Raw genomic sequence first — 26,628 nt, forward strand, 5'->3', positions numbered from 1 at the left:
AGGGCGCCTTTTTAACGACCTGAGCGGCTTAAAGCGGCTTGTCGTTTTGTGCCTTGAGCAGGTCGCGAATCTCACCCAGCAGCACTTCTTCCTTGCTTGGTGTCGGTGGCAGGCTAGGTGCCACGGCTTCTTCGCGCTTGAGGCGGTTGATGGCCTTGACGCCCATGAAGATCGCAAACGCGACGATCACAAAGTCGATCACGCTCTGGATGAACTTGCCGTACGCCAGGACGACGGCGGGCACATCGCCTTGTGCCGCCTTGAGCGTTATCGCCAGGTCACCAAAGTCCACGCCACCGATCAACAGACCAATGGGCGGCATCACCACATCGCCTACGAACGAGGAAACAATTTTGCCGAAGGCGGCGCCGATGATAATACCGACGGCCATGTCGACGACATTACCTTTGACCGCGAAGGCCTTGAACTCACTGATCACGCCCATAGGTTATTCCTTGTTACAGATGAGAAGGGTGCCGCTTAGTGTAAGTCAGTCGCAGAGGGCTTGCCCGACACAACTGCTAACACTGTCAGCTTTTATCGACACATCAAATCGCAAATAGTTTGCAAAGTGCCACTAATCGCGCGCGAAATACGCGCTGTTTCAGTGGCTTACCACATTATTTTCTCAATCGACCTGGTGGTCTTTTTCTATTTATCTTCTGACTCGCGGGTCACTAGCCTCTGGCAAGCACAACTGAATGTGCATTAAAAAAACCAGAGGAAACCTTGATGAAGAATCCAATCAATCGCGGCCCGCTATTGGCGCGTCATGTGCTGGTAGTGGCGACCGCCAGCCTGCTTTCCCTCTCCGTACAAGCCGCCAACCTGACCCGCGATAACGGCGCTGCCGTCGGCGACAACCAGAACTCGCAAACCGCGGGTGCCAATGGTCCGGTGCTGTTGCAGGACGTGCAACTGATCCAGAAGCTGCAGCGCTTCGACCGTGAGCGCATCCCTGAGCGCGTGGTGCATGCCCGTGGCACCGGCGCCCATGGCACCTTTACCGTCACCGACAACCTCAGCGACCTGACCAAGGCCAAGGTCTTTGCGGCAGGCGAAGCCACCCCGGTGTTCGTGCGCTTCTCGGCCGTGGTGCACGGCAACCATTCCCCGGAAACCCTGCGTGATCCGCGCGGCTTCGCCACCAAGTTCTATACCGCCGATGGCAACTGGGACTTGGTGGGCAACAACTTCCCGACGTTCTTCATTCGCGATGCCATCAAGTTCCCGGACATGGTCCACGCCTTCAAGCCGGACCCGCGCACCAACCTGGACGATGACTCCCGTCGCTTCGACTTCTTCTCTCATGTTCCCGAGGCCACTCGCACACTTACCGAGTTGTATTCCGACTCTGGCACCCCGGCCAGTTACCGGGAAATGGACGGCAATGGCGTACATGCCTACAAGTTGATCAACGCCAAGGGCGAAGTGCATTACGTCAAGTTCCACTGGAAGAGCCTGCAAGGCATCAAGAACCTCGACCCCAAGCAAGTCACCGAAGTGCAGGGGCGTGACTACAGCCATATGACCAACGACTTGGTCACCCATATCAACAAGGGCGATTTCCCCAAGTGGGACCTGTATGTGCAGGTACTCAAGCCAGAAGACTTGGCCAAGTTTGATTTCGACCCGCTGGACGCCACCAAGATCTGGCCGAATGTGCCCGAGCGCAAAGTCGGGCAGATGGTGCTGAACCGCAACCCGGCGAATGTCTTCCAGGAAACCGAGCAAGTGGCCATGGCCCCGGCCAACCTGGTACCGGGTATCGAGCCGTCGGAAGACCGCCTGCTGCAAGGCCGGGTGTTCTCGTATGCCGACACGCAGATGTATCGCCTGGGCGCCAATGCCCTGCAATTGCCGATCAACGCCCCACGGGTGACCGTCAACAACGGGAACCAGGACGGCGCGCTGAACTTCGGCAAGACCACCAGCGGCGTGAACTACCAGCCAAGCCGCCTGGAAAACCGTGAAGAGCCGCAAACCGCGCGCTACAGCCAGACGGCACTGTCGGGCAGCACCCAGCAGGCGAAGATCCAGCGTGAGCAGAACTTCAAGCAGGCCGGCGATCTGTATCGCTCCTACAGCAAGAAAGAGCGCCAGGACTTGATCGACAACTTCGGCGGCTCCCTGGCCACGACCGATGACGAGAGCAAGCACATCATCCTGTCGTTCCTCTACAAGGCTGATCCGGAATACGGCACCGGCGTGGCCAAGGTCGCCAAGGGTGATCTGGCGCGCGTGAAGGCGCTGGCCGAAAAACTCACTGACTGATGTTGGTTTTGGTCGACGCCCATGCGGGCGTCGACCTCTGGCAGGAGAGAACCCATGCGTATTTCTATCGGCTTACTGATGGCCATGCTGGCCTTTGTCGCCCATGCCGAGTCGCCCGACCCGGTCGCACTCAAGGCGCAGCTCCAGGATTATTACTTCGACGCCGCCCGCCGTGGCGACCTCGACATGCTCAACACCTTTATCGACTCCGGTTTCTCCCTCAACACCCAGGACGATAAGGGTTACACCGCGCTGATCCTCGCTGCTTACCATGGCGAAAGCGCTTACGTGGAGCGTTTGCTCGCCGCCGGTGCCGACGCCTGCGTGCAGGACAAGCGCGGCAACACCGCGTTGATGGGCGCGATCTTCAAGGGTGAACTGAAAATCGCCCAGCGCCTGCTGGCGACCGACTGCAACCCCGACCAGCGTAACGGTGCCGGTCAGACGGCGGCCATGTATGCCGGGCTGTTCAAGCGCATCGAGTTGCTCGACGAACTCAAGGCCAAGGGCGCCGATCTCAACGCCGAAGACCCGGTCGGCAATAGTGCTTCACGATTGGCCAGCGGTGAAATCCGGACCCCGGCGTCGCGCTGAGCTATCATCGCGGTTTTTCGGTTGGAGGTTCTCAAATGGCAAAGGCCAAGCGCATGTACGGCTGCACGGAGTGCGGCGCGACCTTTCCCAAGTGGGCCGGCCAATGCACCGAGTGTGGTGCGTGGAATACCCTGACTGAAACCATGATCGAAAGCGGCGGCGCCGCTGCCCCTACCGGGCGTGCCGGTTGGACCGGGCAGCAGGCGCAGATCAAGACCCTGGCCGAAGTCAGCGTTGAAGAGATCCCGCGTTTCTCGACGGCTTCCGGCGAGCTGGATCGGGTTCTGGGTGGCGGCCTGGTGGACGGCTCGGTGGTGTTGATTGGCGGCGACCCCGGCATCGGCAAATCGACGATTCTGCTGCAAACCCTGTGCAGCATCGCCAGCCGCATGCCGGCGCTGTACGTCACCGGCGAAGAATCTCAGCAACAGGTGGCCATGCGCGCGCGCCGCCTCGGCTTGCCCCAGGACCAACTGCGGGTCATGACCGAAACCTGCATCGAAAGCATCATCGCCACGGCCCGGATCGAAAAACCCAAGGTCATGGTGATCGACTCGATCCAGACGATTTTCACCGAGCAATTGCAGTCGGCGCCGGGCGGTGTGTCCCAGGTGCGCGAAAGTGCGGCGTTGCTGGTGCGCTACGCCAAGCAGAGCGGCACGGCGATCTTCCTGGTCGGCCACGTCACCAAAGAGGGCGCGCTGGCCGGGCCACGGGTGTTGGAGCATATGGTCGACACCGTGCTGTATTTCGAAGGCGAGTCCGATGGTCGTTTGCGCTTGCTGCGGGCGGTGAAGAACCGCTTCGGCGCGGTGAACGAACTGGGTGTGTTCGCCATGACTGACCGAGGGCTGAAAGAAGTCTCCAACCCATCGGCGATTTTCCTGACCCGTGCCCAGGAAGAAGTCCCAGGCAGTGTGGTCATGGCGACGTGGGAAGGCACCCGGCCGATGCTGGTGGAAGTCCAGGCGCTGGTGGATGACAGCCATTTGGCCAACCCGCGCCGCGTCACGCTTGGCCTGGATCAGAACCGCCTGGCGATGCTGCTGGCGGTGCTGCACCGTCACGGTGGCATCCCGACCCACGACCAGGACGTGTTCCTCAACGTGGTGGGCGGGGTCAAGGTGCTGGAAACCGCGTCCGACCTGGCGTTGATGGCGGCAGTGATGTCCAGCCTGCGCAACCGGCCATTGCCCCACGACCTGCTGGTGTTCGGTGAGGTAGGCCTGTCGGGCGAAGTGCGCCCGGTGCCCAGCGGCCAGGAACGCTTAAAGGAAGCGGCCAAGCATGGTTTCAAGCGCGCGATCGTGCCCAAGGGCAATGCGCCGAAGGAAATGCCGCCAGGATTGCAGGTGATTGGGGTCACGCGCCTGGAACAGGCGTTGGATGCACTTTTCGAATAACTCAGGGATGGACGCCATGCAACGATCGAATCGCTGGGGTGTAGTCGCCCTGTTTATCGCCTTGGCCGGCTTGCCCGCCATGGCCTGGGCTGAGCTGCCAACGGGCTACCGCCTGGCGCAAACGCTGGTGACGCCAGATGGCAGTGTGCTGCAGGTGCTCGAAGACCAGCGCATCAGCCCCCAACTGCACAAGGACAGTTGGGGCAGTGGGCTGGATGAAGACTCGTTCGACGAGCCCGGCGACTTGGTCGACAACCCGCTGCTCGAAGCCCAGGTGCGCTGGGTGTCGGCCTCTGGCGAGGTGATAGCTCACGAAGACCTCGGCTACCCGTTGGCCGAGGTCAAGAACGGCCCACTCAAAGGGCTGCCCGAACCTGTGTATTTTTTGACCATCGACCAGACCGCTCCCATGGGCAGCTACAGCGGGCCTGCCACGCAGCTGTTGCTGCCTGGCAAGCAGCAGCTCAAACCGTTGAGTTACCAGGGGGCCGACGGCAAAGTCCAGGTGCTGACCCTGGCTCACACCGGCAAGGCTGCGTGGATGATCGCAACGCCAGCCAGTGGCGGCGCGGATGAACTGCTGCAGGTGTCGTCATTTATGGACGGCGACGGCGAGGACGACTTTGCCACCCGTTATCAGACTTATCGGTTTGTCGACGGGCAGTGGCACAGCGCCTCAAGTCAGAAGAAGGGCTACTGGGACACGGAAAGCGAATTTCCCGCACGTACCGCGTTCCCCTGAGCCATCACACTTCCAGCAACGCCGCCAGCTCCCGATCCAGTTCTTCCTGATCGCCTAGGTTCAGCTCGATCAGCCGCCGCAAGTGGCTGATCGAGTCCAGGTCGATGTATTGGCATACGAAACCCAACTGGCCAGGATCCTCGTGGGTCAGCTTCACCTGCATCTTTATATGGGCCTTTGGATCCAGACGAATATCGACGTCAAAGGGCAGCGCCTTATTTCCCTTCCACTCTTCAGGCCGTTGCGCCAACAGGCCCTTGAGCGACAAATCCACCAATTGCACTGGCCATTCGTTGCCGTTTTGCCGAAGTTCGGTCTTGGCATCAAAGGCGATCCGGCGAAAACGGCGACGATCAGACGCTTGCTCGGTCATGGTGAAACCCTCTGTGGATAACAGGATTGTAGCCCTGCGCCATCATTGGGCGATTTTTTCTGCTTTTTTTGCCCCTGCAAGGCTCTAGACCAACGTAGGGGGGTGGCCTTTAGGGCCAGTAGCGCTAAACTCCGGATGGCTGTCCTTTCTGTCCACCCTGGCTGGAATATAAAAATGAAAAATAATAATAGCCTGCTACGCCACTTACCCTGGCTGGTGCTGGCAATCGTAGGAGCGTGCGCCCTGGGCGTAGTGGCCTTGCGCCGCGGCGAGGCGATCAACGCCTTGTGGATCGTGGTCGCGGCCGTGGCCATCTATCTGGTTGCTTACCGCTACTACAGCCTGTTCATCGCTAACAATGTGATGCAACTCGATCCACGGCGGGCCACCCCCGCAGTGGTCAATAATGACGGTCTGGACTATGTGCCGACCAACAAACACATCCTTTTCGGTCACCACTTTGCGGCGATTGCCGGTGCAGGCCCTCTGGTCGGCCCGGTACTGGCGGCGCAAATGGGCTACCTGCCCGGCACGCTCTGGCTGATTGCCGGCGTGGTGCTGGCCGGTGCGGTGCAGGACTTCATGGTCCTGTTCCTGTCCACTCGTCGTAATGGCCGTTCCCTGGGGGATATGGTCCGCGAAGAGATGGGCCGTATCCCGGGGACCATCGCGCTGTTCGGCTGCTTCCTGATCATGATCATCATCCTCGCGGTGCTGGCGCTGATCGTGGTCAAGGCCCTGGCCGAGAGCCCATGGGGCATCTTCACGGTGATGGCGACCATCCCGATCGCGATGTTCATGGGCATCTATATGCGCTACATCCGCCCGGGCCGCATTGGTGAAATTTCCATCATCGGCGTGCTGTTGCTGCTCGGTTCGATCTGGCTGGGCGGGCAGATTGCCGCTGATCCGGTCTGGGCCAAGGCCTTCACGTTCACCGGGATCCAGATCACCTGGATGCTGATCGGCTACGGTTTCGTGGCAGCGGTGCTGCCGGTGTGGCTGATCCTCGCGCCCCGTGACTACCTCTCTACCTTCTTGAAAATCGGCACCATCATCGCCCTGGCGATTGGCATCCTGGTCACCATGCCCGACCTGAAAATGCCGGCGTTGACCCAGTTCATCGATGGTACCGGCCCGGTATGGAAGGGCGGCCTGTTCCCGTTCCTGTTCATCACCATTGCCTGTGGCGCAGTCTCGGGCTTCCACGCGCTGATCTCCTCGGGCACCACGCCCAAGCTGCTGGCCAGCGAAAGCCACGCCCGTTACATCGGTTACGGCGGCATGCTGATGGAGTCCTTCGTGGCGATCATGGCGATGGTTGCCGCTTCGGTGATCGAGCCAGGCGTGTACTTCGCCATGAACAGCCCGGCGGCAATTGTCGGCACCGACGTGGTCACCGTGGCGCAAACCGTCAGCAGCTGGGGCTTTGCAATTACCCCTGAGGCGCTGTCGGCCGTGGCCCATGACATCGGTGAAACCACCATCCTGGCGCGTGCCGGTGGTGCGCCGACGTTGGCGGTGGGTATCGCGCAGATCCTGCACAGTGTGCTGCCGGGTGAAAACACCATGGCGTTCTGGTACCACTTTGCGATCCTGTTCGAAGCGCTGTTTATCCTGACTGCCGTCGATGCGGGAACCCGTGCCGGTCGCTTCATGCTTCAGGATTTGCTCGGCTCCTTTGTACCGGCGCTCAAGCGCACTGAGTCCTGGACCGCCAACCTGATCGCGACCGCCGGTTGCGTGGCCATGTGGGGTTACCTGCTGTACCAGGGCGTTATCGATCCATTGGGCGGTATCAATACCTTGTGGCCGCTGTTCGGTATCTCCAACCAGATGCTGGCCGGTATCGCGCTGATGCTCGCTACGGTTGTGCTGATCAAAATGAAACGCCAACGCTACATCTGGGTGACCATGCTGCCGGCGGTATGGCTGCTGATCTGCACCACCACCGCAGGCTTCATCAAGCTGTTCGACGCCAACCCGGCGATCGGCTTCCTGTCCCTGGCGAAGAAGTACAGCGATGCCCTGGCGAACGGCCAGATCCTGGCCCCGGCCAAGAGCGTGGACCAGATGCAACATGTGATCTGGAACGCCTACACCAACGCAACGTTGACGGTGCTGTTCCTGTTCGTGGTGTTCAGCATCCTGTTCTATGCGCTCAAGGTCGGCGTCGCCGCCTGGGGCAACAAAGAACGTACGGATAAAGAAGCCCCGTTCCAGGCCGTACCGGACGCATAACCGAGGATTGCAAACATGTTCAATGACATCAGTCGCCTCGGTAAATACCTCGGTCAGGCCGCGCGCCTGATGGTCGGCATGCCCGACTACGACACGTACGTCGAGCATATGCAAACCAAGCACCCGGACAAGCCGATGATGGACTACAAGGCGTTCTTCCGGGAACGCCAGGAGGCCCGATACGGCGGCAAGGGTGGGCCCAAGTGCTGTTGATTTAACGCAACTCCCTGTGGGAGGGGGCTTGCTCCCGATAGCGGTGTGTCAGTGACAGATCAGTGCCTGACACACTGCTATCGGGGGCAAGCCCCCTCCCACATTTGTTTCTGTGTTCCTTCAAGGAGAATTTCTTTGTCCTCTCCCATTCCAGTCACCGTCCTCAGTGGCTTCCTCGGCGCCGGCAAGACCACTTTGTTGCGCCATCTGCTCAAGGCCGAACACGGCTTGAAAATCGCCGTGATCGAAAACGAATTCAGCGATGCCGGTATCGACACCCAGTTGTTGGGCGCAGAACCGGTGCAAGTCATGACCCTGTCCAACGGCTGTGTGTGCTGCACCATCCATACCGACCTCACCAAAGCCCTGTATCTGCTGCTAGAGCGCCTGGACAGTGGCGAGATCGCCTTCGACCGCCTGGTGATCGAGTGCACTGGCCTGGCCGACCCGGCGCCGGTGGCCCAGACCTTTTTCATCGATGAGGAACTGCGCGAACGCTACATCCTCGACGGCATCATCACCCTGGTGGACGCGGCCCACGCCGAGCACCACCTGACCCAGACCATCGCCCAGGCGCAGATCGGTTTCGCCGACCGCCTGCTGGTGAGCAAGCGTGACCTGGTGGATGACGCCACCTTCGAGGCACTCAGTGAGCGCCTGACACGCATCAACCGCCGCGCGCCGATTCGCGTGGTCGAGCACGGCAAGATTGATTTGGCCGAACTGCTCGACGTGCGTGGTTTCAACCTCAACGCGGGCATGAGCCTGCGCCCGGTGAGCAAGGCGCCGTCCATCGACCGTATATCCAGCCTGGTGCTGCGCACCGACCAGCCGCTGGATATCGACCGTCTCAGTGAGTTCATGAACGAACTGCTGGAAGACCATGGCAAGCAGCTGCTGCGCTACAAAGGCGTGCTCAACATCGCCGGCGAAGACCGCCGCATGGTGTTCCAAGGCGTGCTCAAGCTCTATGGTTTCGACTGGGATACCGAGTGGGCCGAAGGCGAGGCGCGGGAGAGTGTGATCGTGTTTATTGCCGATGAGTTGCCGGAGGACAAGATCCGAGAAGGCTTTGAGCGGGTCTATCAGGCATAAAAAAGCCCACCTGTAGGAGCGAGCTTGCTCGCGAAGAACTCACAGGCAACGCGTGCACCCAAGATGCACGCGTTATCGTTGACGTTTTTCGCGAGCAAGCTCGCTCCTACAGTGGGCTTTTTTGTATTACGCGCCGTATACCGGCAGTTTTTTGCAGATGGCCTTGACCTTCTCACGTACCGCGTCGATCACGGCTTCGTTGTTCAGGTCTGCCAGGATGTCGCAGATCCAGCCGGCCAGTTCCTTGCACTCTGCTTCTTTAAAGCCACGAGTGGTCACAGCCGGGGTGCCGAAGCGCAGGCCCGAGGTGACGAACGGCGAACGTGGGTCGTTCGGCACGGAGTTTTTGTTCACGGTGATGAAGGCTTTGCCCAGGGCAGCGTCAGCATCTTTACCGGAAATGTCCTGCTTGATCAGGGACAGCAGGAACAGGTGGTTTTCAGTACCGCCGGACACTACGTCAAAGCCGCGCTCGATGAACACGCTGGCCATGGTCTGGGCGTTTTTCACCACTTGTTGCTGGTAGGTCTTGAACTCAGGTTGCAGTGCTTCCTTGAAGCAGATCGCTTTAGCGGCGATCACGTGCTCCAGTGGGCCACCCTGGGCGCCCGGGAATACGGCGGAGTTCAGCTTCTTCTCGATCTCGGCGTTGGCGCGAGCCAGGATCAGGCCGCCACGTGGACCGCGCAGGGTCTTGTGGGTGGTGGTGGTGACCACGTCAGCGAAAGGCACCGGGTTCGGGTAGACGCCAGCGGCGACCAGACCGGCCACGTGAGCCATGTCGACGAACAGGTATGCGCCCACCTTGTCAGCGATCGCGCGAAAGCGTGGGAAGTCCAGGATCTGCGAGTAGGCAGAGAAACCGGCCACGATCATTTTTGGCTTGTGTTCAACCGCCAGGCGCTCGACTTCGTCGTAGTCGATCAGGCCGTTGGCATCGATGCCGTATTGAACGGCGTTGTACAGCTTGCCGGAGGAGGAAACGCTGGCACCGTGGGTCAGGTGACCGCCGTGGGCCAGGCTCATGCCCAGGATGGTGTCGCCGCCTTGCAGCAGGGCCAGGTAGACGGCGCTGTTGGCTTGGGAGCCGGCGTGTGGCTGGACGTTGGCGTAATCGGCACCGAACAGTTCTTTTGCACGGTCGATGGCCAGTTGCTCAACCACGTCGACGTACTCGCAGCCACCGTAGTAGCGCTTGCCTGGGTAGCCTTCGGCGTACTTGTTGGTCAGAACCGAACCTTGAGCCTCCATCACCGCAGGGCTGGTGTAGTTTTCCGAAGCGATCAGCTCAATGTGCTCTTCCTGGCGCACGGCTTCTTGCTCCATGGCGGCGAAGAGATCGGCGTCGTACTTGGCAATAGTCAAATCACGGCTGAACATGGCGGTCCTCAAGGATCGGGGGCAGAAAAGGAGGGCATTCTAACCCAATGGGTTTTAGATGGCATATGAAAGGACATCATGTCGCGGACAAGTGGGGCTCATCTCGGGATGGGTGGTGAAGCCACTGGCCTCATCGGGAGCAAGCCCCCTCCCACCTTTTGACTTGTGGATACATTCAAATGAGGGAGGGGGCTTGCCCCCGATGAGGCCAGTGGCTTCACCACAAAATCTCAGTCGAACATGAAGAGGGCATCATTGCTGAACTGCGCCTCGAACCGATTCGCCGGCATCGGCCGCCCGAACAGATAACCCTGCACTTCATCGCAACCATGCTCGCGCAGGAAGTCCAATTGCTCATGGGTTTCCACACCTTCGGCGATCACCGCCAGATTGAGGCTGTGGGCCATGGCGATAATGGCGCGGGCGATTTGCGCGTCCTGCTCGCCGGAGGGCAAGCCATCGACGAAGGTGCGGTCGATTTTCAGCACGTCGATGGGGAATTGCTTGAGGTAATTGAGCGACGAATAGCCGGTGCCGAAGTCGTCCACCGCAATGCTCAGGCCCAGGTTTTTCAGGCTGTCGAGTATATGCAGTGCTTCGTTGACTTCGCGCATCAGGATACTTTCGGTCAGCTCCAGTTCCAGGCACGCCGGCGGCAGGCCGGTGTCCTTGAGGATGGTGGCGATGCGCGTGCCCAGTTGACCATCGGAGAACTGCCGCGCGGAGATGTTCACCGAGACTTTCGGCACCCGCACCTTGTTCTGGTGCCAGGTCTTGAGCTGGCGGCAGGCTTCGCTGATCACCCAGTCGCCCACGTCCACGACCAGGCCCAACTCTTCGAGCACTGGAATGAAGTCCCCCGGCGGCACCAGCCCACGACGTGGATGGCGCCAGCGCAGCAGGGCTTCGGCGCCGGTCAGGCGTTTGCCGTCGCCGCTGAACTGCGGCTGGTAATAGAGCACGAATTCGTCCTGCTCCAGCGCGTGGCGCAGGTCGCTTTCCAGCTCCAGGCGTTCCAGGGCACTGGCGTTCATGTCGGCCTGGTAGAACTGGAAGTTGTTCTTGCCACGCTCCTTGGCGTGATACATCGCGGTGTCGGCGTTCTTCATCAGCTGGCTCAGCTCGTTGCCATCCTGGGGGCTGAGGGCGATGCCGATACTGGCGGTCACAAAGAACTCGCGACCCTCCAGCACAAACGGCTTCACCAGGCTCGCAAGGATCTGCTCGGCCACATGAATCGCGCGGTTCAGCGCCATTTCGCGGCTGACCCGCGGTTGCAGCAGCAAGGTGAACTCGTCACCGCCCATGCGCGCCACGGTGTCGTCTTCGGCCACGCAACCGAGCAGGCGGGTGGCCATTTCCTTGAGCATGCGGTCGCCGGCGGCGTGGCCCAGGGAGTCGTTGATCGGCTTGAAGCGATCAAGGTCGAGGAACATCAGCACCACCCACGACTTCTGCCGTTCGGCCGACTGCAACGCGGTGTGCAGGCGGTCCTGGAACAAGGTGCGGTTGGGCAGGTGGGTCAGGGCGTCGTAATAGGCCAGGCGGTGGATGCGCTGTTCGCTGGCCTTGCGCTCGCTGATATCACTGAAGAAACAAACATAGCTGGCCAGGTCGCCTTCGTCGTCGAACACCGCCGTAATACCCACCCAGGCCGGGTAATGCTCGCCGTTGCGGCGCTTGAGCCACACTTCGCCTTCCCAGGTGCTGTGCTGGTGCAGTTGCTTGAGCACGTAGCGCAGGTGCGCTTCCTGTTGTTCGTCGACGGTCAGCATGTTTGGCAACTGGTCGAGTACATCCGCCACTGCATAACCGCTGACCCGGCTGAAGGCCTCGTTGGCCTGCACGATGTAACCGGCGGGGTCGGTGATCAGGATCGCCGACGTGGAGTGCTCGAATACGGTGGCGGCCATGCGCAGGTCTTTTTCGGCGCGGCGTTGCTGGCTGATGTCGCGGCCCACGCCGAGGATGCCTTCGAAGGCGCCGTGCTCATCCCACACCAGTACCAGGCGCAACTCGATCGGCACCTTGCGGCCATCGGCGCGCAGGCAGTCGAACAGGAACAATTGGGTCTGCACTTGATCGCGCAGTTTATTCAGCGCCTCGGGATCGCCCAGTGCGCGGCTGACCTGTTCCACCAGGCTATAAATACCGGTCAATTGCTGAGGGTTGGCGATGATCGATTGCCAGCCGTTCTTGAATACCCAGTCCACGTCGTAACCCAGCACGGCGTTGACCGACGGGCTGACGTAGTTCAGGGCCAGTTGGCTGTCGGTGGAGCAGATCACGTCGCTGATGCTTTCGGCCAGCATGCGATAGCGCTTCTCGCTGTCGCGCAGGGACTCGCTGGCTTCGATCTGGTCGGTGATGTCCTTGGCCACACCGATGATGCGCGTGACTTGCGCAGTCTTGTCCCGCGCCAGGGCTTGCTCGCGAATATCAAAGCGCCGCCATTGGTTATTGCGATGGCGAAAGCGCAACTGGCAGTGCAGCTGGGTGGTGTAGCCGACATGACGTTGCTGCTGGCGCAAATCGTGGTAATGCTCGGCATCTTCGGGGTGTAGCAGGATTTCCCAGAAGTACTCGCCCATTTGCTGCAGTTCGGCCTTGGTATAACCGAGGGTGTGACCCAGATGGTGGTTGCTGAAGATCATGCGCTGGCTGATCACATCCTGCACATACAGGTGGTCGGGCACCGTACGCACCACATCCGACCAGAAACCCTCGCGTTCTACCAACGACAGCTCGATCAGCTTGCGGCTGGTGATATCGCTGATGCTGAGGATCACCGCCTTGAAGTCGTCCTGCTGCTCCGGCAGGCGCATTACCAGCCACAGGTATTGCTCGTTGCCGGCTGCATCCTTGAGCTGGATTTCCAACTCAAGCTGGTTTTGTTGGGTCAGCACCGCTTCGAGTATCTGATGCCCGATGGATGTGGTGTTGCGCGGGCAATCACTGATCAGCCGTTCCCAAGCCTCCTCGCAGGAGCCCACTCTGAGCAGGCGCACTGCCACCTGGTTGATCTCGGTGATGCGCAGTTCGGTGAGCAACCGCTGGCATTCCTCGGGGGCGTTTTGCAGCCAGTCGTGAAGTTGCTCGCGGGTGTGCAAGTGCACCTTGGCAAAAAACGCATTCAGGCCCGACAGATCAAGTACGCACAGGGCCACGCCGGTGCCTTCGAAAATATCCTGGTAGCGGCGCCGGCCTTCATGCACCTGGCGCTGACGGCGACGCATATTCAGCAGCACGATCACCGGGATCAACGAGAAGGCCAGGCCCAGCAGGCATTTACCGATAAACGCGGGCAGCAGTTGTTCCAGCACGGCTGAGCGGTCGAACATCCCGCGCAACTGCCAGTCGCTTTTGCTCAGGGGGGTGACCAGTACGCTTTTGTTCAAGTCATCCGGGGTCAGGGCGCCGGCCCATTGTGCCGGCATGCCGCTGTCACGGCTGACCACGCGGTGGTTCAGGCGGTTCTCGATGGCCCACGTGGGGCGCTGGCCCTGGCTGTCCTGGCGGGTCAGGTTGACCAGGTAGTCGGGTGCCAGGCGCAGTGCCCAGTACATCCTTGAGCCGCCGCTGGGCTGGTGCAGCAGCAGATAGATGATGGTGCCGTCGTCGTTATTGCTCAGGTAGTAGGGTTGGCCATGGCTGCGCTGCACCAACTCTTCCAGCCAACTGCTGTCCTGGCTGTCAGTGGCGCTGTCGCTGATCAGCGCGCCGCTGGGCGCGAGCAGGGCGATACTGCGCAGTTCCGGCAGCGAGCGCTGCAGCGTGCGCGTCAAGGCCTGTTGCTGTTCGACGTCGCGCGGCGGCTCGACCATCGGCAGCAGGTTCAGGGCAATTTTGGCGCTCAGGGCCATGTTCAGGCTGATCTGTTCAGCCAGGTCGGCGCTGTAGTCGATGGTGTATTGCTGTTGGTTTTTCTGGTTTTGCTGCAGTTGGTCCAGCAACTGCCAGAACAATAATGCGAGCAGCATGAGGACGAGCGTCGCCAATGCGCCTTTGAGGGTACCGTGCAGGGGCGCTCCCGGCGCTATATGAGCGGCGCGCAAGGGAGTTGGCGGCGTGACTTTGGACAAGCTGTGATCCTGCGGTTTGGCTGGACTGGCGCGCGACGTGCACTATAAGCCGGACGCCCGAAGGGCGGCTAGCATGCCTTGACTTGTGGCAAAGTGCCAGCCCTGCTTGGCTGGACTGACCAAGCGCATTCAGGTAGCTTTGCCGGTTACGCGGTGGCGTTCCAGCCCCAGATCTTCAGGTTTTTCCGCTCGCTGGCCTTGATGATAGTCAACGGCCAGCGCGGCGCATGGCCTGGCACGGGCTTCGCCCGCTTTATTCATCAGTCACAGACGCTAGGTTCACCATGGCTCAATACGTCTTCACCATGCATCGGCTGGGAAAAGTTGTTCCGCCGAAGCGGGAAATCCTGAAAAACATTTCGCTGTCCTTCTTCCCTGGCGCCAAGATCGGCGTGCTCGGCCTCAACGGTTCGGGTAAGTCCACGCTGCTGAAAATCATGGCCGGCGTCGACACCGAGTTCGAAGGCGAAGCCCGCCCGATGCCGGAACTGAACATCGGCTACCTGCCACAGGAACCGATCCTGGACCCGACCAAGACCGTGCGTGAAGTGGTTGAGGAAGCCGTCAGCGTGATCAAGGACGCCCAGGCCCGCCTGGACGAGGTCTACGCCGCCTACGCCGAACCGGATGCCGACTTCGACAAGCTGGCCGCCGAACAGGCCAAGCTCGAAGCCATCCTGCAGGCCGGCGACGGTCACAACCTGGAGCGCCAGCTGGAAGTCGCCGCCGATGCACTGCGTCTGCCGGCCTGGGACGCCAAGGTCGAGTTCCTGTCCGGTGGTGAAAAACGTCGCGTGGCCCTGTGCCGCCTGCTGCTGTCGGCTCCCGACATGCTGCTGCTCGACGAACCGACCAACCACTTGGACGCCGACTCCGTCGCCTGGCTGGAGCACTTCCTGCACGACTTCCCGGGCACCGTGGTTGCGATTACGCACGACCGGTACTTCCTCGACAACGTTGCCGGCTGGATCCTCGAACTCGACCGTGGCGCCGGTATCCCTTACGAGGGCAACTACTCCGGTTGGCTCGAAGCCAAGTCCGACCGTCTGGCCGCCGAATCCAAGCAGCAATCGGCCCATGAAAAAGCCATGAAGGAAGAGCTGGAGTGGGTGCGCAAAGGCGCCAAGGCCCGCCAGTCCAAATCCAAGGCCCGTCTGCAACGCTTCGAAGAAATGCAGTCGCAGGAATTCCAGAAGCGCAGCGAAACCAACGAGATCTACATCCCGGCCGGTCCGCGCCTGGGTGACAAGGTCATCGAGTTCAAGAACGTGACCAAAGGCTATGGCGACCGCGTGCTGATCGACAACCTGTCGTTCTCCATGCCAAAAGGCGCGATCGTCGGCGTAATTGGTGGTAACGGTGCGGGTAAGTCCACCCTGTTCCGCATGCTGATGGGTAAGGAAACACCGGATTCGGGCACCATCGAAGTCGGCGAAACCGTGCAACTGGCCTGTGTGGACCAGAGCCGCGAAGACCTGGATGGCAGCAAGACCGTATTCCAGCAAATCTCCGACGGTTCCGACCAGATCCGCATCGGCAACTATGAAATCCCGTCGCGCACCTACGTCGGCCGTTTCAACTTCAAGGGCGGCGACCAGCAGAAGTTCGTCAAGGACCTGTCCGGTGGTGAGCGCGGTCGCTTGCACCTGGCCCTGACCCTGAAAGAGGGCGGCAACGTCCTGCTGCTCGACGAACCGTCCAACGACCTCGACGTTGAAACCCTGCGTTCCCTGGAAGAAGCCCTGCTGGACTTCCCGGGCGCCGCCATTGTGATCTCTCACGATCGGTGGTTCCTTGACCGCGTCGCGACCCACATCCTGGCGTACGAAGACGACTCGCAAGCCGTGTTCTTCGAAGGCAACTACACCGAGTACGAAGCGGACCGTAAAAAGCGCCTGGGCGAAGCTGCTGCCCAGCCGCACCGTGTACGGCACAAAAAACTGGCCTGATCCGGCTGGTCAAAAAAAGCGGGGCCCTCGGGCTCCGCTTTTTTTTGCGCTGGGGTTTTGCAGTGTTTTTGATGGCCCTATCGGGAGCAAGCCCCCTCCCACATTTGATTTGTGAATACATTCAAAATGTGGGAGGGGGCTTGCCCCGATAGCTATTTCCCTGCTGGTGCATAACCTGCCTTAGCAATCCCCTTTTAGGTGCGATAAATCCCTGTTTCCTGGGTTTATTTATATCTAATGCACCATTTAAATTCACAAAAGCGACATTTTGCCCTGTCGCGGTGCGACATGAATTGATAAAGTCCGGCTCAATCTCCGTTAAAAACAATCAATTTGCCGAGACTTTTCATGATCGAATCCGTCGAATCCTTCCTCGCCCGCCTCAAAAAACGTGACCCCGACCAGCCGGAATTCCACCAGGCGGTAGAAGAAGTCCTACGCAGCCTGTGGCCGTTTCTTGAAGCCAATCCCCACTACCTGACCTCGGGCATCCTGGAGCGCATCTGCGAGCCGGAACGCGCGATTACCTTTCGGGTGTCGTGGGTCGATGATCATGGCAAGGTCCAGGTCAATCGCGGTTTCCGTATCCAGATGAACAGCGCCATCGGCCCTTACAAGGGCGGTTTGCGTTTCCACCCGTCAGTAAACCTGGGCGTCCTGAAATTCCTCGCCTTCGAGCAAACCTTCAAGAACTCCCTGACGTCGCTGCCCATGGGCGGTGGCAAAGGCGGCTCGGACTTTGATCCAAAAGGTAAGAGTGACGCCGAAGTCATGCGCTTCTGCCAGGCGTTCATGAGCGAGCTGTACCGGCATATCGGCGCAGATGTGGACGTGCCGGCTGGCGATATCGGCGTGGGCGCCCGTGAAATTGGCTTCCTGTTTGGCCAGTACAAGCGCCTGAGCAACCAGTTCACCTCAGTGCTGACCGGCAAGGGCATGACCTACGGCGGCAGCCTGATCCGCCCGGAAGCCACCGGATTCGGGTGTGTGTACTTCGCCGAAGAAATGCTCAAGCGCGACGGTCAGCGGGTGGAGGGCAAGCGCGTGGCGGTTTCCGGCTCCGGCAACGTTGCCCAATACGCGGCGCGCAAGGTCATGGACCTGGGCGGCAAGGTGATTTCCCTGTCCGACTCCGAAGGCACGCTGTACGCCGAAAGCGGCTTGACCGAGGAACAATGGTCGGCGCTGCTCGAGCTGAAAAACGTGCAGCGTGGGCGCATCAGCGAACTGGCTGCCCGTTACGGCCTGGAGTTTCGCGCCGGTAAAACCCCTTGGGAACTGGTCTGCGATATTGCCCTGCCATGCGCTACCCAGAACGAACTCGACGCCGAAGCCGCCCGCACGCTGCTGCGCAATGGCTGCATCTGTGTGGCCGAAGGCGCCAATATGCCGACCACGCTTGAGGCGGTGGATATCTTTATCGAGGCGGGCATTCTGTTCGCGCCGGGCAAGGCATCCAATGCCGGCGGCGTTGCAGTGAGCGGCCTGGAGATGTCGCAGAACGCCATGCGCCTGCTGTGGACTGCCGGTGAAGTGGACAGCAAGCTGCACAACATCATGCAGTCGATCCACCATGCCTGCGTGCACTACGGCGAAGAGAACGGTCGGATCAACTACGTGAAGGGCGCGAACATTGCCGGCTTCGTCAAGGTCGCCGACGCGATGTTGGCTCAGGGCATCGTCTAAGCCTCGGCTTCGATGCGCAGCACTTCGATCAACTGATCGCCGACGGGGCGTTTCCACAGCACCTCGTCACCCACTTGGGTGCCCAGCAAGGCACGGCCCAGGGGCGAGCCCCAGTTGATCAGGCCGGCGGCGGCATTGGCTTGGTCTTCGCCGACCAATTGAATGCGCTGCTGTTCGTCATGCTCATTGGCGAAGGTGACCCAACTGCCGATCTGCACCTTGTCGGTGGACGTAGCGGGCGCCACCACCTGGGCGCTCTGCACGCGCTGGTTGAAGTAGCGCAAATCCCGCTCAAGGTCGGCCTGGCGCTGCTTATCGGCCTGTTCGCCCTTGGCGGATTCGGCGCTGTGTTCGGCCTGTAGCTGCGCAACCTTGGCCTGCAATTGCGCCAACCCTTGCGCAGTCAGGCGATTGGGCTGCTCACTGACCTGACGCTCCACCGGCTGATCAGCCTGGGCGGCGGCGTTGTCCTCATTTACAAAAGCTCGGCTCATGACGTTCTCCCTCTATGGAGCTTGGGCCATGTTCGCCGCGCTTTAGTTTCGATGGATGTCTGAAAGCGACCTATTGCGAGCGATAGGCCCGCGCCGCGTCGCGGTTCTTCTCCTGTTGCCAGGCGCGCTCACGGTCGTCCCAGTGGTCGTTCTTGTAGTCGCGCAGTTCCTCGTTCTCGCGCATGGCCTTGCACTGGCGAAAACCATCCTCCCAGCCAGCGGCGTATTCCCGGTCTTTCAGGTAGCGCGGCACATTCTTGCGAAACTCCCCAGTGATCACGCCAGCGGCCTGGCGACCGCTGCTGCAGCCATCATCAAAGCCATCGGCAAAGGCCGGTGGATAGCCCTTGGCCAACAAGTCCTGGTGAGTTGATTGGCAACCCGCCAGCCACACCACCGCACACAGCATTACTGCATACCGCCACATTGCTTGCTCCCTGGCCGTTTCACGGCTGATAGGGGAAGTCTAGATAGGGATTTGTCGGGGAGGTGTGAAAGGGGTGTGAGAAAGGTGTGGAGCGCGATGAGATCGAGCGGTGAGCACTGAATCTGTGGCGAGGGCGCTGGCTTCCGTAAGGCTGCAAAGCAGCCCAATGCTGACGGTGGATATTTTCTCGGTAGGAACGCTTCGCCCGGTTCGGTGGCTGCTGCGCAGCCCAGCGGAAGCAAACTCTTATCAAAATTAAAATAACTCGCTGATTTTAAAGGGTTAAAAAAGTTTTGAGTTTTGCATAAATAATTTCAGGCGACTGCATTCTTGTGGCGAGCGGGCTTGTCCCGCGTTGGGCTGCGCGGCAGCCCCAAAACCAGGCGCAGAGGAGCGTCTGATACACCACATTGGTCTTCATCAGGGGCGCTTCGCACCCCAACGCGGGACAAGCCCGCTCGCCACAGAGGTCCCCGTTTGCTGAGCGACAGCGCTACATCGAAGAGGTAGTGGCACCTCCCTAGCAACAGATTTCACTCATCTTGAATAAGTGTTGCCTGATGCAATCTGGCCTTCAGGCGTAATAGCCCACGGTCCTTTTCAACTGATCGGCGTACTCGTAAATCTCATCAATGGATGAGATAGCGTGCCGAGTCTCATTTTTCTCCTCGTCGAATATTCCGAGGTATTTCTGACTTCTGTTGAAGTGAAGGCGACAAATCGGTTTACGATTGTTGTCGTCCAGCAAGATGCCAAAATAACTTTGGGTATCTCGCTGAACGATTCTTTTGGCATCGACAACGGAGCGGACGACAGCCCGGACGATGTGATAGCCCTCAAGCTCTTCAAGCGTTGTCAGGATTTTATCTTCTGACTCGTCTCGATCCTGAGTCTCAGTATTCCTGCTGTTCGCGACAGTCAGTGACGCTATCGTCGGCTGAATAGCGCCGCTCATAGCCGACTTGAGCCGATCATTGATTTGGTCATTCAGAAACTGAGCTAACGCTTTCCGTGTCAGTTCGAAAAATTGCTCACGGACTTTCTGCGTGATTGCGCCCTCGTAAACGCGGGAAGCGAAGAATTTCACGAAGTCGTCTTCTGGTTTGCTGACTTGGGCGCCAATAAGCTTCTTTAGCTGGCTGACGTATTTCAACTCTCCGGCAGCGTTGATGATCGAGTCGACGTCGAAGGCCGACTTTGTAAGCTTTATCAGCTCAGGTACGGAGTACTCATCGATGTCCAGTAGATCCAATTCTAAAAATGGCTTTTCGTCCATTTTATTAGGTGCATCCAGGTCAGTGAAAAACCTGTAGACCTGGCCGTTCGTGAGAATTGAGATTCTTGCGCTTGTGACGTGAAAGTATCGAAACAACTGCGATGCGTGATTAATGCTCAATGACTCGCCGATTTTTTTGCATTCGATGAGTATTTGAACCTCACCGTTTTTCATAATTGCGTAGTCGATTTTTTCGCCTTTTTTTGTCCCTATATCGCAGACAAACTCAGGCGTTACCTCCTGTGGATCAAACACGTCGTAACCCAAAACCGTGTTGATAAAAGGCATTACAAAAGCGTTCTTTGTTGCTTCTTCTGTTTGGATGGCAGGGCCTTGCAAACGAACTTTTGCTGCCAGACTGGTGAGCTTTTCAAAAAATTCCATATAAGCCTCTTACCCTATTCGAATCCGTGTATAGACGTGATGGCAAATTGACTGCCATTCGATACTAGACACAAATCTTCACAAAGAGAATGGAGTGAGAGGGAGTTTGTTTTGACTGAAAAAAGCTAAAAATTTGTCGGAAATTTCTTGCCTATTTATCAATAGGTTGGAAGCCGAGTAGTAATTTGTACTTGCATGCAAAAGTCTGAAAATTCTGAGTGGATCAGTTTGATGGATTAGGTTTGTGGCTTTTCAGCTCTCGCCAGAGCCGCATGTTCCGCCAATTCCTGCTGGATAAACGCCGCAATCATGGCGCGATAGACCTGCTCGGTCACCTCGGGGTTGGCGCCCACGGTCTGCGCCAGATCCCGCACCTTGGTGATCACCTGCTCAACCCGCTGTGGGGCCTTGACGCCATCGCTGTCTTTTTTGAAGCGTGCCGCCTGGGAGACGTAGCGGCCGCGTTCGGCCAGCAGGGTGACGATTTGCTGGTCGAGGCGGTCGATGTTGTTTCGGACTTCTTCAAGGGTGGTGCAGGTAACGGCCATGTCGAGTGAACTCCTGATGGTGCGGGCAATGCTGACAAAAGATGTTAGTCAGTAGTGATACCACTTCACCTCAAGCATCACTTCATTCACCGGCGTCGAGAAGTGGCTGTACTCGCGCTGTGCACTCAGGCGTAGGCCGAGGTTGCGGGACAGTTCCCACTGTTGGTTCAGGCTGAGGCTGCGCCGTACTTCGCCATTGGTGAAGAAGTCTCCTTTAGCCTCCAGGCTCAAGTTGCCCAGGGGGTTTTTCCACAGCACGCCGGTATTGAAACCGGCAGCGGGGGAGATGGCTTCGTTGAAGTCGTTGTTGTGTTCCACGCGCACGGTGCCGAGGGCGAAGCCGAGCATGTCGTCGTTCAGTTGCCAGGTGCCACCGGCGCCGCCGTTGACGTGAGCGACCAGGGTTTCGTCGTCGTGTTTACCGGGCACCCGCTCCAGGCCGCCGGTGACTTGCCAGGACCACGGCTGCAGCAAGGCGTTGCGCGGGGTCAGGGAGCGGATGGTGGCTAAGTCCAGTTGCTGCAGTTGCCAGTGGTTACCTTCGTACTGGCGCAGCTTCATCTGCAGGATTTCGATCTGCGCGCCGAGGGGGAAGCCTTCGGCGTTGTCGTTGAGGTCGTGGTAGGCCATGCGCAGGCCATATTCGCCGAAGGCCTTGTCACCACGGGTGCCGATACCGGCTTGCCAGGTGCGCGATTCATGGCCGTTTTCGGGCAGGCCGGGGGGCGTGATCTTCAGGTCGGGCGCTGGGTTCTGGTTGATCGCGCGCAGCAGCTCGAAGCTGCGTTGGGAGCGTGCGGTGTCGCGTTCCAGGCCATTGGCGCGATAACGACCGAGGCGGTAAGCCGCGTCGATGATCAGGGCCTGGCGGTCGCGAGGCAACGCTTTGAAGGCCGGCGCCTGCAATTGCTGCTGGTCGTCGCTGACCTTCAGCACCCATTGTTGTTCGTCGCTGTTCAGCGGCTTGGCGCGCTCCAGCAACTCGCGCTCGCGGGAGGGGCGGTAGTCGATTTTCTCTACCAAACCTGCATCCTTCACCGCCTTGACGGTGTCGGTGGGGATGGCGGTGAGCGGGAATTGCTCGGTCAGGCGCAGGCCGGGACGGGCCACTTGCAGCAGTTCCAGCAGGCGGTAGGAGCAGTTTTCATCGAAGAAGAAGTAGTCGAACTGGATCTGCTTGAGTTCCCACACGTGCTCGACCATGCGCTCGGTCTCGACCTGAGTGAGGTTGAGGCGGTATTCCCACAGGTCACGGTTTTCGAGGCTGCGGTACTCGGAGAGTTTTTCCTGGTAGGGCACCAGGGCGAACAGGCCGGGGTAGCCGCCCATCAGACCTTTCCAGGCATAAAGGATGCTGTTGTCCGAGCCTTCGATGTAGGCGCCGAAGTTGATCGCGTAGCTGAGCAGCGCAGTCTTGTTGCTCTGCACGTCGGCCTGGTCGATACGCAGCAGGGTGTGGCCGAACATCGACGACGGGCTGTTGAGGTAGGCCGCCGGGAAGATCATCACCGCGCTATGGGGCGCGACGTCCTTGAACCATTGCTTGAATTCTTTGCAGTCCACGGCAGGCAGGTCAGTGAGGTGCAACTGATCCTTGAGCCAGCGGGTACGTGCGGGGTAAACGCATTGGGCGTGTTTTTCACCCAGGCTGGCCGGAGCGTAAAGCGCATCGACGGTGGCCTTGAGTTCTGCATCCGGGTGGTGTGCGCCATCGGCTGCGAGGAAAAATTTCTTTTCACTGACATAACTGCGCCAGCCACTGATTTTGCCGGCTTCGTAATGGCCTAAAGAAAGCCAGAACGGATCATTGGCCAATTGCTGCAAACGTTGATCATCAAGGTGCGGTGCCGCGTACAGCGGGGCGCAGGCGAGGAGTGCCATCCAGGCAAAGCGTTTGAGCATAGGGGCAACTTAAGTCGGAAATTAGAGAGACCCAAAGGGAGGCGGGTCCAAAAATAAAACCCGCGCCTGGGGAGGCGCGGGCAGGTCGAGCTTAAGCCTGGGTAGCGTATTTCGCCAGACGGGCATCGCCTTTCAGTACAGCCAGGGTGTTGTTGTGCACGTCTTCAGCGGTTACATCGGCCTTGCTGAAGATTTGCTGGAAGTGTTCGTGAGCCACGGCAGCGAAGTGCTCGCGATCTTCCGGCGCAACGCCCAGTACCACGGCATAGGTGGTCAGTGCTTCACCATTACCCTTGGCCATGTCTTCGGACAGCTCGTTCATCATGCCATTCATGGCAATCCAGGACTTGCCGCCGTAGGTCAGCGCGCTGTTGGTGCTGCAACCGTTGGTGCCCGAGGTCATGCCGAAGGTGGCGTTACCCGAAGTACCGTTGGTGGTGGAAGCCAGGAAGTGAGCCGGAGTACCGCGCTGGCCTTCGAACAACATGTTGCCCCAACCGCAGTTAGGGCCGCCTGGTGCTTCAGCCATTGCATTGAGGGAGACGACGGTGAAGAGAGTACCGAGAAGGATCCGTTTCATAGCTTTGTTCTCTTTGTGTGCAAACCAATGGACAAGGGTTCAGGCACTTCATAGCGCCCCTGGGATCGGTTATTAGTCCAACCCGCGCAGTTTGGAGTTTAGGCATGTTCCAAGGGTTCCGTGTGTTTTTATAAAACAATCAGCAATGTCGCGTTTTTTTTGTAGGGTATGTTCCGTGTCTATGCTTTCCCTACGGCTCGCCTTGCCAGAGCGCGCAACGGAGAGCCAGAATGCCGTCATCTGCCCCGCCTGATGTAAGGAAGCCCGATGCCTGATCCTGTTGCTGCCAGCTTGCGTCTAGCGCCCGAAGCGCTGACTCGCCCTTTCTCCGCTGAACAGTTCAGCTTCTCGACCACCAATGATCTGGAGCCCTTTCGCGGTGTGCTTGGCCAGGAACGCGCGGTTGAAGCGTTGCAGTTCGGTGTGGCCATGCCACGCCCCGGTTACAACGTGTTTGTCATGGGCGAGCCGGGTACCGGCCGCTTTTCGTTCGTCAAACGTTACCTGAAGGCTGAAGGCAAGCGCCTGCAGACCCCGGCGGACTGGGTCTATGTGAATAACTTTGACGAGCCTCGCGAACCCCGCGCCTTGGAATTGCCCGGCGGTGCGGCAGCGGCGTTCATTGCTGACATCAATGGCCTGGTCGACAACCTCGTCGCGACCTTCCCGGCGGTGTTCGAGCACCCGACTTATCAACAGCGTAAAAGTGCCATCGACCGCGCCTTCAACCAGCGTTACGACAAGGCGCTGGACGTGATCGAACGTCTGGCCCTGGAAAAGGACGTGGCGCTGTACCGCGACAGCTCCAACATCGCCTTCACGCCGATGCTCGACGGTAAGGCGCTGGATGAAGCCGAGTTCTCGCAGCTGCCGGAAGTGGATCGCGAGCGTTTCCATACGGATATTTCCGAGCTGGAAGAACGCCTCAACGAGGAGTTGGCCAGCCTCCCTCAGTGGAAGCGCGAGTCCAACAACCAACTGCGTCAGTTCAACGAAGAAACCATCACCCTGGCCCTGCAACCATTGCTAGCGCCGCTGTCGGAAAAATACGCCGAGAACGCCGGCGTCTGCGGTTACCTGCAGGCCATGCAGGTGTACCTGCTGAAAACCGTGGTGGAACAATTGGTGGACGACGCCAAGACCGACGCCCAGGCCCGCAAGCTGCTCGAAGAGCAATACTGCCCGAGCCTGGTGGTGGGCCATCCGGTCAACGGTGGCGCGCCGGTGGTGTTTGAACCGCACCCGACCTACGACAACCTGTTCGGCCGTATCGAATACAGCACCGACCAGGGCGCGCTGTATACCACCTATCGCCAGTTGCGACCGGGCGCTTTGCACCGTGCCAACGGCGGGTTCCTGATTCTTGAAGCCGAGAAGATGCTCAGCGAGCCGTTTGTGTGGGACGCCCTCAAGCGTTCCTTGCAGTCGCGCAAGCTGAAGATGGAATCGCCCCTGGGCGAACTGGGCCGCCTGGCCACTGTGACTCTCAACCCGCAGATGATCCCGTTGCAGGTCAAGGTCATCATCATCGGTTCGCGCCAGTTGTATTACGCGTTGCAGGACGCCGATCCGGACTTCCAGGAGATGTTCCGGGTGCTGGTGGACTTCGACGAAGACATCCCGATGGTGGATGAGAGCCTGGAGCAGTTCGCCCAGTTGCTCAAAACCCGGACCTCGGAAGAAGGCATGGCGCCGCTGACCTCGGACGCGGTCGCGCGGCTGGCCACTTACAGCGCACGCCTGGCCGAACACCAAGGGCGTTTGTCGGCGCGTATTGGCGATTTGTTCCAGTTGGTCAGCGAGGCGGATTTCATTCGCCACTTGGCGGGCGACGAGATGACCGATGCTGGCCATATCGAGCGTGCACTGAAGGCCAAGGCTACGCGTACCGGGCGTGTGTCGGCGCGGATTCTCGACGACATGCTCGCCGGAGTCATCCTGATCGACACCGCTGGCGCGGCGGTCGGCAAGTGCAACGGGCTGACGGTGCTGGAGGTCGGTGATTCGGCGTTCGGTGTGCCGGCACGGATTTCCGCCACGGTGTATCCGGGCGGCAGCGGCATTGTCGACATCGAGCGCGAAGTTAACCTCGGTCAGCCGATTCACTCCAAGGGCGTGATGATCCTCACCGGTTACCTGGGCAGCCGCTATGCACAGGAATTCCCGCTGGCGATCTCGGCGAGCATCGCGTTGGAACAGTCCTACGGTTACGTGGACGGTGACAGCGCGTCCTTGGGCGAGGCGTGCACCTTGATTTCGGCCTTGTCGAAGACGCCGCTCAAACAGTGTTTTGCCATCACCGGTTCGATCAACCAGTTTGGTGAAGTGCAGGCCGTGGGCGGGGTCAACGAGAAGATCGAAGGTTTCTTCCGCCTGTGTGAAGCCCGTGGTTTGACCGGTGAGCAAGGGGCGATCATTCCCCAGGCCAACGTCGCCACTCTGATGCTGGATGAGAAGGTGTTGCAGGCCGTGCGTGCTGGGCAATTCCACATCTATGCGGTGCGCCAGGCGGATGAGGCGTTGAGCCTGCTGGTGGGCGAGGATGCCGGTGAGCCGGACGCCGAGGGGCAGTTCCCGGAAGGCACCGTCAATGCCCGGGTGGTCGAGCGCTTGCGCGCGATTGCCGAGATGATCAGCGAGGAAGACCTGAAGGAAGCCGAGAAGGAGTTGGCACAGCAGGCGCTGGCCGAAGCCAAGCCCACCTGAGTTCTGAGGCCAGGCCCGATCAAACCTGTGGGAGGGGGCTTGCTCCCGATTGCGATAGGTCAGTCATGTAGATGTCGACTGACACACTGCATCGGGAGCGAGCGCCCTCCCACATTTGGATCTGGTTGCGTCACTAAATTGACTTCTTTCTGAGGGACTAATGTCCGTTGGTCCCTACAGCCTTGGTTTGTCGTGTTTTTCTTCTATTCTGAGCGTAGGGATATCCACAGGAGTCGCTGGATAGAAACAGCCTCGCTTCAGGCTGAGGTTGAACGCCGA

General features: G+C 59.5%; 20 protein-coding genes. 10 read left to right on the forward strand and 10 right to left on the reverse strand.

Going from position 1 to position 26,628, the window contains the following annotated elements; genetic code table 11:
• Positions 1-28: 28 nt before the first annotated feature.
• Positions 29-445 (reverse strand): large-conductance mechanosensitive channel protein MscL, encoded by a 417-nt coding sequence (mscL, locus tag J1G35_RS17975; protein ID WP_053137928.1) that lies wholly within the window; start codon positions 443-445, stop codon positions 29-31.
• A gap of 287 nt (positions 446-732) precedes the next feature.
• On the opposite strand from mscL, the gene katB reads away from it, so the two are divergent.
• From katB to J1G35_RS17995, 4 genes are read left to right on the forward strand one after another with little or no spacing between them, the layout of a single operon-like run.
• Positions 733-2,274, forward strand: a complete 1,542-nt coding sequence (katB, locus tag J1G35_RS17980; RefSeq protein ID WP_223015607.1) for a catalase KatB — start codon at positions 733-735, stop codon at positions 2,272-2,274.
• Positions 2,275-2,328: 54 nt separating this feature from the next.
• On the forward strand, positions 2,329-2,868 hold the full coding sequence (locus J1G35_RS17985) for an ankyrin repeat domain-containing protein (protein ID WP_053137922.1): 540 nt from the start codon (positions 2,329-2,331) through the stop codon (positions 2,866-2,868).
• A 35-nt stretch (positions 2,869-2,903) separates the two neighbouring features.
• On the forward strand, positions 2,904-4,271 hold the full coding sequence (radA, locus tag J1G35_RS17990) for a DNA repair protein RadA (protein ID WP_053137919.1): 1,368 nt from the start codon (positions 2,904-2,906) through the stop codon (positions 4,269-4,271).
• Positions 4,272-4,287: 16 nt separating this feature from the next.
• Positions 4,288-5,013 (forward strand): hypothetical protein, encoded by a 726-nt coding sequence (locus J1G35_RS17995; protein ID WP_223015608.1) that lies wholly within the window; start codon positions 4,288-4,290, stop codon positions 5,011-5,013.
• A 4-nt stretch (positions 5,014-5,017) separates the two neighbouring features.
• On the opposite strand, the gene J1G35_RS18000 is transcribed toward J1G35_RS17995, so the two are convergent.
• Positions 5,018-5,386: a PilZ domain-containing protein gene (locus J1G35_RS18000; RefSeq protein ID WP_053137915.1), complete on the reverse strand. Its 369-nt coding sequence runs from the start codon at positions 5,384-5,386 to the stop codon at positions 5,018-5,020.
• A gap of 174 nt (positions 5,387-5,560) precedes the next feature.
• On the opposite strand from J1G35_RS18000, the gene J1G35_RS18005 reads away from it, so the two are divergent.
• The 3 genes from J1G35_RS18005 (at position 5,561) to yjiA (ending at position 8,935) form a co-directional block, all read left to right on the forward strand.
• Entirely contained in the window at positions 5,561-7,627 is a 2,067-nt protein-coding gene (locus tag J1G35_RS18005) for a carbon starvation CstA family protein (protein ID WP_053137912.1), read from the forward strand.
• Between the two features lie 15 nt (positions 7,628-7,642).
• Positions 7,643-7,840, forward strand: a complete 198-nt coding sequence (locus J1G35_RS18010) for a YbdD/YjiX family protein (protein WP_003176208.1) — start codon at positions 7,643-7,645, stop codon at positions 7,838-7,840.
• 135 nt (positions 7,841-7,975) lie between these two features.
• Positions 7,976-8,935 (forward strand): GTPase, encoded by a 960-nt coding sequence (yjiA, locus tag J1G35_RS18015; RefSeq protein ID WP_223015609.1) that lies wholly within the window; start codon positions 7,976-7,978, stop codon positions 8,933-8,935.
• Positions 8,936-9,061: 126 nt separating this feature from the next.
• Here yjiA and glyA read toward each other — a convergent pair whose 3' ends face one another.
• Positions 9,062-10,315: a serine hydroxymethyltransferase gene (glyA, locus tag J1G35_RS18020; protein ID WP_053137906.1), complete on the reverse strand. Its 1,254-nt coding sequence runs from the start codon at positions 10,313-10,315 to the stop codon at positions 9,062-9,064.
• 230 nt (positions 10,316-10,545) lie between these two features.
• Positions 10,546-14,397: a bifunctional diguanylate cyclase/phosphodiesterase gene (locus J1G35_RS18025; RefSeq protein ID WP_223015610.1), complete on the reverse strand. Its 3,852-nt coding sequence runs from the start codon at positions 14,395-14,397 to the stop codon at positions 10,546-10,548.
• A gap of 284 nt (positions 14,398-14,681) precedes the next feature.
• On the opposite strand from J1G35_RS18025, the gene ettA reads away from it, so the two are divergent.
• Together ettA and gdhA are read left to right on the forward strand one after the other, a co-directional pair.
• Entirely contained in the window at positions 14,682-16,346 is a 1,665-nt protein-coding gene (ettA, locus tag J1G35_RS18030; RefSeq protein WP_053137900.1) for an energy-dependent translational throttle protein EttA, read from the forward strand.
• A gap of 348 nt (positions 16,347-16,694) precedes the next feature.
• Positions 16,695-18,032: an NADP-specific glutamate dehydrogenase gene (gdhA, locus tag J1G35_RS18035; RefSeq protein ID WP_223015611.1), complete on the forward strand. Its 1,338-nt coding sequence runs from the start codon at positions 16,695-16,697 to the stop codon at positions 18,030-18,032.
• Here the strand turns inward: gdhA and J1G35_RS18040 are convergent.
• The 6 genes from J1G35_RS18040 to J1G35_RS18065 form a co-directional block, all read right to left on the reverse strand.
• Complete coding sequence (locus J1G35_RS18040; protein WP_053137894.1) at positions 18,029-18,526, reverse strand: GreA/GreB family elongation factor; 498 nt, start codon at positions 18,524-18,526, stop codon at positions 18,029-18,031. The genes gdhA and J1G35_RS18040 overlap by 4 nt on opposite strands.
• 70 nt (positions 18,527-18,596) lie before the next feature.
• Positions 18,597-18,953 (reverse strand): hypothetical protein, encoded by a 357-nt coding sequence (locus tag J1G35_RS18045; protein ID WP_053137891.1) that lies wholly within the window; start codon positions 18,951-18,953, stop codon positions 18,597-18,599.
• 574 nt (positions 18,954-19,527) lie between these two features.
• On the reverse strand, positions 19,528-20,613 hold the full coding sequence (locus J1G35_RS18050) for a type I restriction endonuclease (RefSeq protein WP_223015612.1): 1,086 nt from the start codon (positions 20,611-20,613) through the stop codon (positions 19,528-19,530).
• Positions 20,614-20,849: 236 nt separating this feature from the next.
• Complete coding sequence (locus tag J1G35_RS18055; RefSeq protein WP_223015613.1) at positions 20,850-21,161, reverse strand: chorismate mutase; 312 nt, start codon at positions 21,159-21,161, stop codon at positions 20,850-20,852.
• A 48-nt stretch (positions 21,162-21,209) separates the two neighbouring features.
• Positions 21,210-23,063, reverse strand: coding sequence for a DUF4105 domain-containing protein (locus J1G35_RS18060; RefSeq protein ID WP_223015614.1), 1,854 nt, complete (start codon positions 23,061-23,063; stop codon positions 21,210-21,212).
• A gap of 91 nt (positions 23,064-23,154) precedes the next feature.
• Positions 23,155-23,643: a DUF3015 domain-containing protein gene (locus J1G35_RS18065; RefSeq protein WP_027605327.1), complete on the reverse strand. Its 489-nt coding sequence runs from the start codon at positions 23,641-23,643 to the stop codon at positions 23,155-23,157.
• A 267-nt stretch (positions 23,644-23,910) separates the two neighbouring features.
• Here J1G35_RS18065 and J1G35_RS18070 point away from each other — a divergent pair, with 267 nt between their 5' ends.
• Complete coding sequence (locus J1G35_RS18070) at positions 23,911-26,349, forward strand: ATP-binding protein (RefSeq protein ID WP_053137880.1); 2,439 nt, start codon at positions 23,911-23,913, stop codon at positions 26,347-26,349.
• Positions 26,350-26,628: the final 279 nt, after the last annotated feature.

Source organism: Pseudomonas sp. SH10-3B (genome assembly GCF_019891415.1).
Classification (GTDB): domain Bacteria; phylum Pseudomonadota; class Gammaproteobacteria; order Pseudomonadales; family Pseudomonadaceae; genus Aquipseudomonas.

Excerpts from the sequence above, each read along its gene's own strand:
- mscL (WP_053137928.1), bottom strand. The coding sequence starts at position 445 with ATGGGCGTGATCAGTGAGTTCAAGGCCTTCGCGGTCAAAGGTAATGTC.
- katB (WP_223015607.1), top strand. The coding sequence starts at position 733 with ATGAAGAATCCAATCAATCGCGGCCCGCTATTGGCGCGTCATGTGCTG.
- J1G35_RS17985 (WP_053137922.1), top strand. The coding sequence starts at position 2,329 with ATGCGTATTTCTATCGGCTTACTGATGGCCATGCTGGCCTTTGTCGCC.
- radA (WP_053137919.1), top strand. The coding sequence starts at position 2,904 with ATGGCAAAGGCCAAGCGCATGTACGGCTGCACGGAGTGCGGCGCGACC.
- J1G35_RS17995 (WP_223015608.1), top strand. The coding sequence starts at position 4,288 with ATGCAACGATCGAATCGCTGGGGTGTAGTCGCCCTGTTTATCGCCTTG.
- J1G35_RS18000 (WP_053137915.1), bottom strand. The coding sequence starts at position 5,386 with ATGACCGAGCAAGCGTCTGATCGTCGCCGTTTTCGCCGGATCGCCTTT.
- J1G35_RS18005 (WP_053137912.1), top strand. The coding sequence starts at position 5,561 with ATGAAAAATAATAATAGCCTGCTACGCCACTTACCCTGGCTGGTGCTG.
- J1G35_RS18010 (WP_003176208.1), top strand. The coding sequence starts at position 7,643 with ATGTTCAATGACATCAGTCGCCTCGGTAAATACCTCGGTCAGGCCGCG.
- glyA (WP_053137906.1), bottom strand. The coding sequence starts at position 10,315 with ATGTTCAGCCGTGATTTGACTATTGCCAAGTACGACGCCGATCTCTTC.
- ettA (WP_053137900.1), top strand. The coding sequence starts at position 14,682 with ATGGCTCAATACGTCTTCACCATGCATCGGCTGGGAAAAGTTGTTCCG.
- gdhA (WP_223015611.1), top strand. The coding sequence starts at position 16,695 with ATGATCGAATCCGTCGAATCCTTCCTCGCCCGCCTCAAAAAACGTGAC.
- J1G35_RS18040 (WP_053137894.1), bottom strand. The coding sequence starts at position 18,526 with ATGAGCCGAGCTTTTGTAAATGAGGACAACGCCGCCGCCCAGGCTGAT.
- J1G35_RS18045 (WP_053137891.1), bottom strand. The coding sequence starts at position 18,953 with ATGTGGCGGTATGCAGTAATGCTGTGTGCGGTGGTGTGGCTGGCGGGT.
- J1G35_RS18050 (WP_223015612.1), bottom strand. The coding sequence starts at position 20,613 with ATGGAATTTTTTGAAAAGCTCACCAGTCTGGCAGCAAAAGTTCGTTTG.
- J1G35_RS18055 (WP_223015613.1), bottom strand. The coding sequence starts at position 21,161 with ATGGCCGTTACCTGCACCACCCTTGAAGAAGTCCGAAACAACATCGAC.
- J1G35_RS18060 (WP_223015614.1), bottom strand. The coding sequence starts at position 23,063 with ATGCTCAAACGCTTTGCCTGGATGGCACTCCTCGCCTGCGCCCCGCTG.
- J1G35_RS18065 (WP_027605327.1), bottom strand. The coding sequence starts at position 23,643 with ATGAAACGGATCCTTCTCGGTACTCTCTTCACCGTCGTCTCCCTCAAT.
- J1G35_RS18070 (WP_053137880.1), top strand. The coding sequence starts at position 23,911 with ATGCCTGATCCTGTTGCTGCCAGCTTGCGTCTAGCGCCCGAAGCGCTG.